The 13,785-nt window shown below is 69.4% G+C and carries 11 protein-coding genes; 2 read left to right on the forward strand and 9 right to left on the reverse strand.

The genetic code is table 11. The features are described 5' to 3' along the window. Positions 1-48 precede the first annotated feature (48 nt). The 3 genes from AOK11_RS23825 to AOK11_RS23835 form a co-directional block, all read right to left on the reverse strand. Positions 49-972 (reverse strand): carbohydrate ABC transporter permease, encoded by a 924-nt coding sequence (locus tag AOK11_RS23825; RefSeq protein WP_055595777.1) that lies wholly within the window; start codon positions 970-972, stop codon positions 49-51. A 12-nt stretch (positions 973-984) separates the two neighbouring features. Then, on the reverse strand, positions 985-1,980 hold the full coding sequence (locus tag AOK11_RS23830; RefSeq protein WP_055595778.1) for a carbohydrate ABC transporter permease: 996 nt from the start codon (positions 1,978-1,980) through the stop codon (positions 985-987). Positions 1,981-2,072: 92 nt separating this feature from the next. After that, on the reverse strand, positions 2,073-3,380 hold the full coding sequence (locus AOK11_RS23835; RefSeq protein WP_055595779.1) for an ABC transporter substrate-binding protein: 1,308 nt from the start codon (positions 3,378-3,380) through the stop codon (positions 2,073-2,075). A 303-nt stretch (positions 3,381-3,683) separates the two neighbouring features. On the opposite strand from AOK11_RS23835, the gene AOK11_RS23840 reads away from it, so the two are divergent. After that, the gene (locus AOK11_RS23840) at positions 3,684-4,697 is read left to right on the forward strand and encodes a LacI family DNA-binding transcriptional regulator (RefSeq protein ID WP_055595788.1); all 1,014 of its coding nucleotides are present in this window, start codon (positions 3,684-3,686) and stop codon (positions 4,695-4,697) included. Between the two features lie 10 nt (positions 4,698-4,707). Here the strand turns inward: AOK11_RS23840 and AOK11_RS23845 are convergent, their stop codons facing one another. From AOK11_RS23845 to AOK11_RS45290, 3 genes are all read right to left on the reverse strand, one after another. Beyond that, the gene (locus AOK11_RS23845) at positions 4,708-5,280 is read right to left on the reverse strand and encodes a chloramphenicol phosphotransferase CPT family protein (protein ID WP_055595780.1); all 573 of its coding nucleotides are present in this window, start codon (positions 5,278-5,280) and stop codon (positions 4,708-4,710) included. A 93-nt stretch (positions 5,281-5,373) separates the two neighbouring features. Then, positions 5,374-7,302, reverse strand: a complete 1,929-nt coding sequence (locus tag AOK11_RS23850; protein WP_055595781.1) for a lectin — start codon at positions 7,300-7,302, stop codon at positions 5,374-5,376. 272 nt (positions 7,303-7,574) lie between these two features. After that, positions 7,575-8,006, reverse strand: coding sequence for an ATP-binding protein (locus AOK11_RS45290; protein ID WP_079035038.1), 432 nt, complete (start codon positions 8,004-8,006; stop codon positions 7,575-7,577). Positions 8,007-8,126: 120 nt separating this feature from the next. On the opposite strand from AOK11_RS45290, the gene AOK11_RS23860 reads away from it, so the two are divergent. Next, entirely contained in the window at positions 8,127-11,135 is a 3,009-nt protein-coding gene (locus tag AOK11_RS23860) for a 3-keto-alpha-glucoside-1,2-lyase-like domain-containing protein (RefSeq protein ID WP_055595783.1), read from the forward strand. A gap of 45 nt (positions 11,136-11,180) precedes the next feature. Here the strand turns inward: AOK11_RS23860 and AOK11_RS23865 are convergent, their stop codons facing one another. The 3 genes from AOK11_RS23865 to AOK11_RS23875 form a co-directional block, all read right to left on the reverse strand. Next, complete coding sequence (locus tag AOK11_RS23865; protein ID WP_055595784.1) at positions 11,181-12,497, reverse strand: MFS transporter; 1,317 nt, start codon at positions 12,495-12,497, stop codon at positions 11,181-11,183. Positions 12,498-12,746: 249 nt separating this feature from the next. After that, positions 12,747-12,938 (reverse strand): DUF397 domain-containing protein, encoded by a 192-nt coding sequence (locus AOK11_RS23870; RefSeq protein WP_055595785.1) that lies wholly within the window; start codon positions 12,936-12,938, stop codon positions 12,747-12,749. Beyond that, positions 12,935-13,738 (reverse strand): helix-turn-helix domain-containing protein, encoded by an 804-nt coding sequence (locus tag AOK11_RS23875; protein ID WP_055595789.1) that lies wholly within the window; start codon positions 13,736-13,738, stop codon positions 12,935-12,937. Before AOK11_RS23875 ends, AOK11_RS23870 begins: the two co-directional genes overlap by 4 nt. Between the last annotated feature and the right edge of the window lie 47 nt (positions 13,739-13,785).

Raw genomic sequence — 13,785 nt, forward strand, 5'->3', positions numbered from 1 at the left:
CGCGCGTACCGGACCGGGCGGCGAGGCGGCCGGGCCGGGTGCGGCGGGTCAGCCCTTGACGGCGCCCGCCATGATGCCGCTGACGATCTGACGGCCGAAGACGATGAACATCACCAGCAGCGGCAGGGTGCCGAGCAGCGCGCCGGCCATGATCAGCGACTGGTCGCGGATGTAGCCCGCGCTGAGCTGGGTGAGGGCGACGGGGACCGTCGGATTGGTCATGTCGAGCACCACGAACGGCCAAAAGAAGTCGTTCCACGCGTGCACGAACGTGATCATGAACAGGACCGCCATCGCGGGCCGTGCGACGGGCAGCACGATGCTCCAGAAGATCCGCAGCGAGTGCGCCCCGTCCACCCGTCCGGCCTCGACGAGTTCGTCCGGCAGCGCCTCCGAGAGGTACTGCCGCATGAAGAAGACGCCGACCGCGCTCACCAGGGTGGGGAAGATGACGGCGGGCAGCTGCTGGGACCAGCCCAGCTCGGACATCATCATGAACAGGGGAACGACGCCGAGCTGCGGCGGCACCAGCATGGTGCCGATCACCAGCATGAGCAGGGCGTTGCGCCCCTTGAACCGCAGCTTGGCGAAGGCGAAGCCCGCCAGGGTCGCGAACATCACCGTGGACAGGGCGATCACTCCGGCCACGATCAGGCTGTTGATCATGGCCTTGCCCATGGCCGCCTCGTCCCAGGCGCGGGCGAGGTTGCTGAACAGGTTCGGGCCGGGCAGGAACGGCGGCGGCGTCTGGCTGACGCGGGTGTTGTCGGTGGAGGCCGCCACCATCGTCCAGTACAGCGGGAAGATCGACAGCACCGCCATGACGGCGAGCAGGACGTAGGCGAGCGGGCCCGCGTGGTGCTGGCGGCCGGCGCGCGGGCGCATCAGCCGGCGTCCGCCGCCGCGGCCCGGCTTCTCGGCGGGGGTCCCGGCCGGGGTGTCCGTCCGGGCCGGGAGACTGTGGGTGGTCATGGCGACTCCAGGTCAGGACGTACGGGAACGCAGGCGCTTGATCAGGCGCTGCGCCACGAAGACGAGGACGAGCAGCAGGAACATCGCCCACGCGACGGTGGCCGAGCGGCCCATCTGGTAGTTCTTCCAGCCCTCCTCGTACAGCAGCAGGCCCAGCGTCTGGTACTGGTTGTCCGCGCCGCCGGTGACGCCGTTGGGTCCCTGGCCGAAGATCAGCGGTTCGCCGAACAGCTGGGTGGCGCCGATCGTGGAGAGCACGATGGTGAAGACGATGGTGGAGCGGATTCCGGGGACGGTGACGTGGGTGAACTGCTTCCACCGGGAGGCGCCGTCGATGGCCGCGGCCTCGTACCGTTCGGCGGGGATCGCCTGCATGGCGGCCAGGTAGAGCAGCGCGTTGTAACCGGTCCAGCGCCAGATGACGATGGTGGAGATCGCGACCTGGGCGGGCCACTTGTCGGCCTCCCAGTTCACCGGGTCGACGCCGACCGCGCCGAGCGCCCAGTTGATCATGCCGAAGTCGCGTTCGAAGATCATGGTGAACACGAGGGCGGCGGCGGCGACCGAGGTGGCGTACGGGACCAGCGAGGCGACCCGGAAGAACAACGAGGCGCGCATCCGGTAGTTGAGCAGGTGCGCCAGCCCGAGCGCCATCAGCAGCTGCGGCACCGTGGAGATGACGCCGATGGTGAGGGTGTTCGCCAGCGCGTTCCAGAACCGTGAGTCGTTCCAGAGGTCGACGTAGTTGTCGAACGCCACCCATTCCATGACGTCGAGGGTGGCCAGCTCCACCCGGTGCAGGGAGATCCACGACGTGTAGACGAGGGGATAGAAACTGAAGGCGGCGAAGACGACGAAGAACGGTGCGACGAACGCGTACGGGGCGCCTCTGACGTCGAGCCGGTGCAGCAGCGCGCCGCGCCGCCGGGCGGTGCCCTCGCCGTCCGTCTTCGGCGGCGGGCCCGAGGGCTCCCCGCCGGCCAGGGCCTTGGTGGTGGAGGTGGCCACCCGACTTTTCCTTCCTGGGAGCGGATGTGTGTGCCGCCCCGGGCCCGCCGGCGGAGCGCGGGCGGGCCCGGGGGGCCGATGGGGGCGACGGGTCAGCCGACGGCCTTCTCGATGCGCTCCGCGGTGGTCTTCCACGCCTCGTCACGCGGGGTGCCCTGCTGCTCTATCAGGGTCAGGCCCTGGGAGAAGGTGTCCTTGATCGTGCCGTCCTTGCGGCCCAGGACCTGCTTGTCGGGGATCTCCTGGGCGGCGGCGCCGAAGATCTCGCCGATCGGCGCGTTGTTGAAGTACTCCGACTTGGCGTTCTTCACCTGGTCGCTCTTCAGCGCCTCTTCCGAGGACGGAATGTTGCCGATCTCGTTGAAGATGTGGGCCTGCTGCTCCGGCGCGGTCAGCCAGGCGACGAGCTTCTTGGCCTCCTCCTTCACCGGGCTCTGCTCGACCACGCCGAGGAAGGACCCGCCCCAGTTGGCACCCTTGGGGGCCTTGGCGACGTCCCACTTGCCCTTGTTCGCCTCACCGGCCTTCTCGCTGATGTGGCTGAGCATCCACGCGGGGCACACGGCGGTGGCGAACGTGCCGTTGGCCAGGCCCGGGTCCCAGCCCGGCTGGAACTGGCGGAGCTTGGCCGTCAGGCCGTCGTCCGCGGCGTCGGCGGCCAGGTTCCACGCCTCCTTGACGACCGGGTTCTTGTCGTAGATCAGCTCGCCCTTGTCGTCGTAGTACTGCTCGGGGTAGCCGTAGACCATGGCGTTGAACAGGCCGCTGGCCGCGTCCATGTAGGACACGTCGTCGCCCTTGAAGCCCTTCTTGAAGGTGCGGCCGACCTCGACGTACTTCTGCCAGTCGCCCTCCCACAGCTTGGCGACCTCCTCGCGGTCGGTGGGCAGACCGGCCTGCTCGAAGTAGTCCTTGCGGTAACAGACGGCCATCGGGCCGATGTCGGTGCCCAGGCCCAGCACCTTGCCGTCCTCGGTGCTGATCTGGGAGTCCTTCCACGGCAGGAAGTGGTCGGTGCCGGGCACGTCGGAGAAGTCCACGAACTTGTCCGACTGGGTCTCGGTGATCTCCTTGGCCCGCCCGATCTCGATGCCCTGGATGTCCTTCAGGCCCTTGCCTGCCGCGAGCCTGGTCTGCAGCGCGGTGTAGTACGTCTGCTCGTCGCCTGCGATCTCGGCCTTGATCTCGACGTCCGGGTTCTCCTTCTCGTACTGCTCGAGAAGCCCTGTCTCCTTGATGCCCATCACCCCGTACATGCCCATGGTGATGACGACCTTGCCGTCCTTTTTGCCACCCCCCGTGGCCGAATCGTCACTGCTGCTGCAGCCGACGACGAGCGTCAGCGCGCCGGCGACCGCGACCGCGGCCGCCCTCGTACGCAACGAACCGGGACTGCCCATGGAACTCCTCCTAGCGACGGCGCTGACGCACCGGAGTGACGCGTTCTGCGATGACCACAGCGGCTCTGGCAATGGGGGTGGGAACGTGCCCAACTCAAGGTGGGCACGTTCCCATCGATGAACCGAAGACTCCTGGCAGCGCAGCCGGTCTGTCAATGACTTGAACACAACTCGTAGTCCGGGACCGATTTCCGCCGTTCGGTCCCCGGGCCCGACGCACTTCCGCTCTTGCGCCGTCTGCAAGAATTGCCGCAGGTCAACTCCGCGGCCGGTGTCGCCGCGACCGCCGAAGAGGGGGAGCACATGGCCGGGGACCGCCGTCCCACGATCAAAACCGTCGCCGCCCGGGCCGGTGTGGGCCGGACCACGGTGTCCCGCGTCGTCAACGGCTCGGATCTGGTCAGTACCGACGCGCGGTCCAGGGTCCTGGCGGCGATCAAGGAGCTGAACTACGTCCCCAACTCGGTCGCCCGCGGCCTGGTCACCAACCGGACCAACGCCGTGGCACTGGTGATCCCCGAATCGGAGAGCCGGCTCGGTTCGGAACCGTTCTTCGCCGCACTGATCAGGGGCGTCAGCGGCGCCCTCGCCGAAAGCCGGACCCAACTGCAGCTCATGCTGGTCCGTGACCAGGCCGAGCGGGACCAGCTGACCGAATCGGTGGCGACGCGCCGCGTGGACGGCGTCCTGCTGGTCTCGGTCCACTCCGAAGACCGGCTGCCGGGCATGCTGGAGGAGATGGGCCTGCCCACCGTGCTGGCCGGCCGCCGCGACGCGGGCGAGCGGCTGAGCTACGTCGACTCCGACAACGCCGGTGGCGCCTCCGAGGCGGTCCGGCACCTGCTGCGCGGGGGCAGGACCAGGATCGCCACGATCACCGGGCCGCTGGACATGGACGTCGGCCGCAGCCGGCTCGCCGGCTGGCGTGACGCCCACCGGGAGGCAGGAGTGCCCACGAGTGAGTTCCTGGCCGAGACGGGTGACTTCACCGAGGAGGGCGGCGCCCGCGCGATGCGTTCACTTCTTGAACGCGCCCCGGACCTGGACGCCGTGTTCGCCGCCTCCGACCTGATGGCGGTCGGCGCGCTGGCCGAACTGCGCCGCCAGAAGCGGCAGGTGCCCGGCGATGTCGCCGTCGTCGGGTTCGAGGACTCCGTCCTCGCCCGCCACACCAACCCGCCCCTGACGACGGTGCGTCAGCCGGTGGAGGAACTGGGCCGCACGATGGCCCGCATCCTCACCGACATCACCCAGCACGGCGCGCCCCGCCAGCAGTTGACGCTGCCGACGGAGCTGGTGGTGCGCGAGTCGACCTGAACCGGCGTTCTCAGCCCGTCGGCCCGCTGTCCGCCGGACAGCGGGCGCGGAGGCGGGTGAAGGCGGTCGGCGTCGGCCGGACCGGAAGGAAATCCTTGATCAGTTCGGCGCACTCGCGCGGGCTCGCCGTACTGGTGTCGCACTCGATGTCGTAGTCACCGTGCTGATGGACCAGCTCGTACTGGAGCGCGGCGAGACCCTGGGGGCGGTCGCCACGGGCCTTCTCGCGGCGAACCAGTTCGTCCGGTGAGCAGTGGACGCCGACGAACAGCACGTCCTCGGGGCGCAGTACGGCCAGGCAGTCGGCCAGCCGCCAGGGCTCACTGAGGACATGGTCGACGACGACATCGTTGCCCACCTCGGCCATGGCCGCGATCGAACGGTGGAAGCCCTTCCTCGTCCGGCGCAGAGCGGTGTCGAGGTCCTCCGGTGCGAGGGGCCGCTTCGTACGCATCGCGTTGAAGCCGTCCACCGCCAGGTGGGAGAAGACACCGTCGTCCAGGATGCCGAGCAGTTCACGGGCGATGCTCGACTTCCCCGAACTGGACGTGCCGTTGAGGAAGATGATCCGACCGGCTGTCATACGGACATGATCACATGGCTGCCCCCGGTACCGGCCGTCCCTCTGGGCGCCGGGCCCGGGTGGGGCCGGACCCAGGAGGACGGCCGGGTGGAGTCAGGTGGTGTTCAGGGTCCATTTCTGGTTCGCGGCGCCGGTGCAGGTCCAGATCTGGGCGGGGGTGCCGTTCGCGGAGTTGTTGCCGGTGATGTCGAGGCACTTGTCCGCGCCGGTGTTGACCACGTCGTGGGTCGTGGCGTTGTACGACCATCGCTGTGCCGTGCTGCCGTTGCACGCGTAGAGCTGCACGCGTGCGCCGTCGGCCGTCGAGGCGCCGCTCACGTCCAGGCACTTGCCGAGCGCCCGCACGCTGCCGTCGGCGCTCACGGTCCAGCGCTGGGCCGCCGTGCCGTTGCAGGTGTGCAGCTGCACCGCGGTGCCGTCGGCCGTGGCCCCGCCCGCGACGTCGAGGCACTTGCCCGCGAGCCCGGTGAGGGTGCCGGTGCCGCCGCCCGGGTTGCCCGACGGGGCGCCGGACCAGGTGAAGGTGGCGGTGGTGCGGGCGGGGAGGCTGTAGGTGAAGGACTGGCCGCCCCAGTCGACGCGGACCGAACGGGCAGAGGCGCCCCCGTTGTGGGCGATCAGAGCCTTGGAGCCGTCGGGGTTGCGCCAGGCCACGTTGGACACCGTGCTGCCGGCGGTGGAGGCGATCCGGAAGGCGCCGGGCTTGACGAACTTGGTCAGGTGACCGGTGGTGTAGTACTCGACCGTGTAGTCGACCTGTCCTGCCCGCGGGCCGCCCTCCTGCACGGTGATCAGTCCGGTACAGGTACCGCAGCCGCCGTTGTGCGGCCCCATGTCCTGGTTGAGCGCCAGGCTCCATTTGACCAGGCTGCTGCTCCAGTTGCGGGCGTAGCCCACGATGTCGGCCAGGTCCTCGTTGTGCTGGTTGCCGATCCAGGTGCCGCCGGAGTGCTCGGTGCTGAACTGACGGACGTTCGGGTACTGGCCGTGCACCTGGCTGCCCACCGCGGGGTCACCGGCGTAGCCGTGCCAGGCGATGCCGCCGAAGAGCGGGTCGTTGCGCACCCCGGCGTCCGCGAGGATGGGCGCGCCGAAGCCCGCGTAGTCGCCGTAGTTCCAGTCGTGGACGAGGACCTTGGTGTCGATCCCGGCGGCGCGGAAGGCCGGGTAGAGGTGGTTCTTGGTGAACTCGACCAGCCCGGAGGAGTTCCAGCTCATGCCGGGGTAGTTCATGGCCGTGGGGTTGCCGGCCTGGCAGCAGTTCGGTTCGTTCTGGACGGACAGGTAGTCGATGTCCACGCCGGCGGCCCGGTAGCTCTGGACGTACTTGACCAGGTACTGGGCGTACAGGGGGTAGTACTCCCACTTCAGCCAGCCCATCTGGTCCATGCGGCCGTTGTCCTTCATCCAGCCCGGCGCGCTCCAGGGCACGCCCTTGACCCGCAGTGCCGGGTTGAGCTGCCGGGCCTGTGCGGTGAGGAGCCGGACGTTCGTGTCGTAGCCGTTGGCGCCGAAGTCGGACAGGTCGCAGCAGGTGTCGTCGAGCGAGACATGGCCCGGCCGGGACAGGTCGGAGGCGCCGATCGGGTTGCGGACGAAGGACAGCCCGATGCCGTCCGTCGGTGAGAACAGTTTGCGCATCACCGCGTCGCGGGTCGAGGCACTGACGGCGCCGCCGCGCAGCAGATGGGCGGTGGTGTCGGTGATCGAGGCGCCGCCTCCCTCGAACTGCTGGTAGGTCGTCGTCTCGTCGACGGTGATCGTCTGGTCGGCGCCGCCTCCGGCGGGGCCGAAGTGCACCGGTGTCTGTGGGGCCAGGCCGCGGGTGACGTTGCGGCCGCCCGTGTCGGAGGTCGTGGTGAGCCATACGTCGACGCGCTCCCCCGCGGCCACCGCCTGCTGCGTCGTGCCGGGAGCGAGTGTCAGGGCGAGGGCGAGGACAAGGGCGAGGGCGAGCATCGCGGGGAGGCGACGGAGGGGAGGTGTGCGGCGGAGCGGGACGCCGCTGCGCAGGGGAGTCATGGGGGTGACCTCTCGGTGGGGGCCTCACCTTCAAGAGGTGAACGCACGGCGGAGCGGAACCATGGGGCGAACGTGCGCGCCCACCGTGAGGGTGAGGTGAGAGACAGGGCGAGAACTGTGGGGTGTCTCTATGGGGGGTGTGTCATGCCGACGGACCGGCCGTCTTATCTCAAGGCATGATTGAACTCTTAAGGCATGTCCTCGTCAATACAAAAGTCTATGGAATCTGGTGTACCCGGAAGGGCCGCCGTCTTCGTGCCGTCACTTCTTGGCTACGGCCATTTCTCCGTTCGGACACCGGAGTTCAGGGGCAGCAGGACGCGGAAGGTCGCGCCCCGGTCAGGAGCCGTACGGACCTCTACGCGGCCGCCGTGCGCACGGACGAGCGAGCCGACGATGGCCAGGCCCAGGCCCGCGCCGCCGCCTCCGGCACGGGCCCGTGACGTGTCGGCGCGGTGGAAGCGGTCGAAAACCCGCTCGGCCTGGTCGGGAGTCATTCCGAGGCCCTCGTCCTGGAACTCGAGGACCGCGTGACCGTCCCGGGCGCCGACGCCGATACGGACCGGGGTCCCGGACGGGGTGTGGGGTTCCGCGCATCCCCGGCCTCCGGCAGGCGGAGTCCCGCCGGATTCCCACAGAACTCGCAGAAACGGGGGGCTCCTCCCTCCACGCGCGGTCCCGGACTTTGAACTCTCCGATGACAAAGTATGGACATGTCAAGCGGAAGTCCTCTAGCTTGACGGCTCAAGTGCAGCGCCACCGCAGCAGACCGGAGCGAAATCCGGCACGGTCCGGTCCCCTACTCGTGTACTCGTGGAGGACCAATGCGCCACCGTCTGTTCCCACGCGCCCGAAGACACCTCACCCCCCTGTTGTTCGCGGGAGCCCTGGCCGCGGGGCTGTGCTCCGCGCCGCCGGCCGCCGCCGCTCCCGCGGACATCCCGCCCCAGGAGCCCGGCATCACGCTGCGCGTGTTCGACGTGCAGACGCCGCTGAGCAGGCTGTGCACCCTGAAACCGGGTCAGACCCCCAACCACGACAAGCTGATGCCGACGGTCGACTGGTCCACGGAGGCCGACTTCGGCGGGCTGGCCGACCGCTTCGTCACCGAGGCGTCGGGCTACCTGAACGTGCCGAGCGACGGCTCGTACGTGTTCCGCCTGACCAGTGACGACGGCTCCCGGCTGGCGATCGACGGTGACACGGTGATCGACCACGACGGGCTGCACGGTGCCGAGCCGAAGGACGGCACGGTCCATCTCACCGCCGGGGCGCACCCGTTGCGCATCGACCACTTCGAGCGCGACGGCGGACAGCAGCTCCAGCTGGCCTGGAAGCCGCCGGGAGCAAGCGACTTCGCGATCGTGCCCCGGGAAGTACTGAGCACCGACGCCGGGGTCGTCCGGGTCACGGCGCCGGGCCGCAAGGAGTGCGAGGCGAGCGGCGACTCCCCCGGCGACGGCCTCCCGCTCACCGACGTACGCCCCGACCTGACCCTCACCGATCTGCGCCCGGACGGCTTCAAGCCGCAGGTCAGCGGCATGGACTGGCTGCCCGACGGGCGTCTGGCGATCAGCACGTGGGGCGGCACCGACAACGTTGCCGGAGAGGTGTACCTGCTCGACAACGTCACCGGCGCCACCAGCCGCGACAAGGTCACCGTCACGAAGGTGGCGAGCGGGCTGCGCGAGCCCATGGGGATCAAGTACGTCGACGGAGCCCTGTACGTCTCGCAGAAGCACGAGCTGACACGGCTCGTCGACCGCGACGGCGACGAGGTGACCGACGAGTACCGGACGGTGGCGACCTGGCCCTACGGAGGCAACTTCCACGAGTTCGCCTTCGGCCTGCTCTACCGGGACGGCCACTTCTACGTGAACCTCTCCGTCGCCATCGACCTCGGCGGCGCGACCACCGTGCCGCAGCCGGCACCGGGCCGCGGGGCCACGTACAAGGTCAGCAAGAGGACGGGGAAGATCAGTCCGGTCGCGGGAGGGCTGCGGACGCCCAACGGCATCGGCTGGGGACCCGACGGCAGCATCTTCGCCACCGACAACCAGGGCGGATGGCTTCCCTCGTCGAAGCTCGTGCAGATCAAGCAGGACCGCTTCTTCAACCACTACACCGAGCCCGCCGGCCCCTTCGACGACTCCCCCGTCACCGAGCCGGTGCTGTGGCTGCCGCAGAACGAGATCGCCAACTCGCCCTCCACTCCCCTGTATCTGAGGAAGGGCACGTTCGCCGGCCAGATGCTGCTGGGCGACGTCACCTACGGCGGCCTGCAGCGCGCCTACCTGGAGAAGGTGAAGGGCCAGTACCAGGGGGCCGTCTTCCGCTACACCCAGGGCCTCGAGGCCGGCATCAACCGGGTCACCCAGGGGCCCGACGGCGCGATCTACGTCGGCGGGCTGGGGGCCGACGGCAACTGGGGCCAGGAGGGCAAGCTCAGGTTCGGTCTGCAGAAGCTGACTCCGAACGGCAAAAACACGTTCGACGTCCGGACCATGCGTGCCGTGCCCGGCGGCTTCGACCTGACGTACACCCAGCCGGTGTCCGAGGCCACCGCCGAGCAACTGGCCACCCACTACCGTGCCGAGCAGTGGCGCTACACCCCGACCGCGGACTACGGCGGCCCGAAGATCGCCGAGGAGCGGCTGGCGGTGCGCTCGGCGACGCTCTCGAAGGACCGGCGTACCGTCAAGCTCCGGCTCGACGACCTCAAGCCGGGCCGTGTCGTCCACATCCGCTCCCCGCGTCCCTTCACGTCGGACTCCGGTGAGCAGTTGTGGAGCACCGAGGCCTGGTACACCCTCAACCGGATTCCCGGCGAGCAGCCGCCCCCCGCGACCCGGTACGAGGCCGAGGAGGCGCGCCTGACGGGCACGGCCGGTGTGAACACCGACCACGTGGGCCATTCCGGCAGCGGCTTCGTGGACCGTTACGCCACCGAGGGCAAGGCCGGTACGACGTTCGACGTGACGGTCCCGAAGTCGGGCACCTACGACGTGGGGCTGCGCTACTCCAACGGGCCGAACCCGTTCCGGGGCACCAAGTCCCTGTCCCTGTACGTCAACGGGAAGAAACTGCGGCAGACGCAGCTCCCTCCCACCGACGACTGGGACTCCTGGTCCACACGGACCGAACGGCTGACGCTGCGTGCCGGGAGCAATACGGTCTCCTACCGGTTCGACGCGGGCGACACCGGTCATGTCAATCTCGACATGCTCAGCGTCCATCCGCGGGGAGCCCGGGTCCCGCTCTTCGACGGCACGGCCGCCTCCCAGGCGCAGTGGCAGCACACGGACGGCCGGAACCTGCGCTGGCCGCTCGGTGACGAGAAGTCGATGGAGGTGTGCTGCGGCGACATCCGCACCAAGGACGCGTACCAGGACTTCAGGCTGCACGTGGAGTTCCGGGTACCACTGCTTCCGCCCGACGTCACCGGACAGGACCGCGGGAACAGCGGCGTCTTCCTCCAGGACCGCTACGAGCTCCAGATCCTCGACTCCTACGGTGACACCACGCTCGACACCAACGAGGCGGGGGCGTTCTACCTGAAGCGGGCACCGGACGTCAACGCGGCGACGGCGCCGGAGACCTGGCAGACCTACGACATCGACTTCCGCGCGGCCCGCTTCGACGACAGCGGCCGCAAGACAGCCGACGCCCGGGTCACGGTGGTGTGGAACGGGCAGAAGATCCACGACGACATCGTCCTCGACGGACCGACCGCGTCGGGCCGGTCCGAGACTCCCGCCGCGGGAGCGATCCGGCTGCAGGACCACGGGAACAAGGTGAGGTTCCGCAACATCCGGATCACTCCGCTGACGTGACCCCCCGTCGTGCCGGGCGGTCCTCACGGCCGCCCGGCACGGCCGTCACGTGTCCGCCTTCTCCACCGCCCCGGCCTGGCCCGGCCCACCGGTCGCGGCCGTGTGGGCGGCGCGGCGGCGGAGGGCGTCCTCGTCGGTCAGCGCGTCGTAGGTGAGCAGTTTCGGCAGCACGGCGGCGAGCAGACCCACCGAGGCCACGCAGGCGAGACCGCCGGTCCAGAAGGCGGGACGGGTTCCGGTCCAGCCGGCCATGGCGCCCGCACGGACCTGTCCGAGCTGCGGGCCGACGCTGTACGACAGCACCTCGATGCCCGCGAGCCGGCCGCGCAGTTCGTCGGGGATGGTCTGGTTCCAGATGGTGGACCGGCCCAGCCCGCTGAGCATGTCCCCGGCCCCGGCCAGGGCCAGGCAGACCAGCACCAGCCAGATGTCCGACAGCCATCCGGCCGCCGCGATGGCCAGCCCCCAGCCGGCCGCGCCGCACACCACCAGCAGTCCGTGCCGCCGCACCCGGGACACCCAGCCACTGGTCAGGCTCACCACCACCGAGCCGATCGAACCCGCCGCGTACATCAGCCCCAGCGACCAGTCGGCGTCCAGTTCGTCGGCGAGGAACGGGAAGATCGTGTTCGGGAAGGCGAAGAACATCGCCGCCAGGTCCACCGCGTACGTGCCCAGGAGCACCGGCCGTGACCAGGCGTACCGTGCCCCCTCGGCGATGCCGCGCAGCGACGGCTTCCCGGCGTTCTCGGCCGCGGGCATGGGGGACAGCCGCAGGCACAGCAGCAGCGAGACGGCGAAGCCGGCCGCCGTCGTGGCGTAGGCCGGGGCGTTGCCCGCGTACGCCACGACCAGGCCGGCCAGGGCGGGTCCGGCGATCGCGCCGATCTGCCAGCGCAGCGCGTTCAGGGCGGCCGCCGCCGGAAGCTGGTCGTGCGGCACGATCCGGGCCATCAGCGAATCCAGCGCGGGCCGTTGGAGCCCCGCCAGGGCCGCCACCCCGGCCGCGACCACGTACAGCGGCCACAGCATCGGTTCCGGCAGCATCGCGTTGACCAGGAGCACGACCGCGAGCACGCCCAGCCCGGCCTCGGTGAGCAGGATGACCCTGCGCCGGTCCGCGGCGTCGGCGAGGGCGCCGCCGTACAATCCGAAGACCACGAGGGGCACGAGTTCGACCGCGCCCATGGCGCCCACGGCGAGGGGTGATCCGGTCAGTTCCTTGATCTGGAGCGGCAGGGCGACCAGGGCCATGAAGCTGCCGAAGGTCGTGACCAGCCCCTGCACCCACAGGAGCCGGAAGTCGCGGGAGGACCGCCAGGGCGAGAGATCGGGCAGGATCGCGGAGAGTCCGGAGGTCACGTTCCGCTCCACGCCACTGGCTCGGAGGAGGACGCGACGGCCTCGATGAGCAGTCGCAGGCGGGTTGAGCACATGGTCGAACTCCACGGTTCCGGATGAGGGAGGCGCCGGCCCACCCACGCCCGGAGCCCGGGACTCCGTCATGGAGTGTGTGCACCGCACCAGAAGCAAGAACTTAGGTAAGCCTTGCCTTTGCTTTCGGTACGGTAAGCGTACGGCCCGATTACCGCAAATGATCGTTCCGGTGGTTCAGACGCGCACGTCGGACGCCAGCGCCGTGAACGCCGACCAGGCACGGCGGGAAACGGCCAGCGCCGGACGCCGGGTGTCCTTCGAGTCCCGGACGTGAACGGCTTCGGGGCGCAGGGCGACCTCGACGCAGTTGTCGCCGCCGCCACCGCTGTAGCTGCTCTTGAACCAGACCGTTTCAGCGGTGCTCATAGCGCTCCTCGCATCTGTTCCAGCAGGCATGCCGTGGCCTGATGACTCAGGGCCTGCGAGCGCAGCTTGCCATAGCGCTGGAGCATGCTGCTTGCGGCTTTCGGGTCGTTGACAAGCATGCTACTGCCGTGCCCCTCGATGTAACCCGCCCACCGATGATCGGTGGTCTCGGCGAGGTACATCTCACCCTCGAAGCCGGCGTGTTCCTCCTGGACCAGCGGCATCACCTGAAGCTCCACATTGCGGTGGCGGCCCACTACGAGGAGGTGCGTCAGGAGGGCCTTCGTCACCTCGGCACCTCCCATCCGGCGTTCGAGCAGCGCCTGTTCGATGACAAAACTGAACGCGGTATTGGGGCGTTCGACGAGGAGCTGCTGCCTGGCAAGGCGGGCCGCCACCTGCCGTTCGGACTGTTCCTCGGTGAGCGGGGGCAAGTGCCGCTCGAAGAGAGCTCGGATGTACGGCTCCGGCTGCAACAGACCTGGGACCACTCGGCACTCGTAGGCGTACAAGGAGGTCGTGTCCTCCTCGATCCCTGCCCACTGCAAGAACCACGTCGCCAACCCCGCCTTACGCGTCAGGCTTTTCGCCGCCGCTCCCAGCACCCGTCCCGCGCCCGCGCCCAGCACCTCCTCCGACCGGTCCAGCAGGTCCCTCGGCGGGAACCGCTTGCCCTGCTCGATCTTGGCGATGTAGGCGGCCGAGTACCGCACCAGCGGGGCGAACTGCTCCTGGGTGAGGCGGGCTTCCTCCCGCAGCGCCTTCAGGACTGCGCCGAAGGTCTTCAGGCTGTCCGACAGCTCCGGCTCGCAGCCCCCGTCGGCCCCGCCTTCCCGCCTTGCGGTAC

Origin of the sequence: Streptomyces hirsutus (assembly GCF_001418415.1) — a bacterium.
In the GTDB taxonomy this organism is placed as follows: domain Bacteria; phylum Actinomycetota; class Actinomycetes; order Streptomycetales; family Streptomycetaceae; genus Streptomyces; species Streptomyces hirsutus.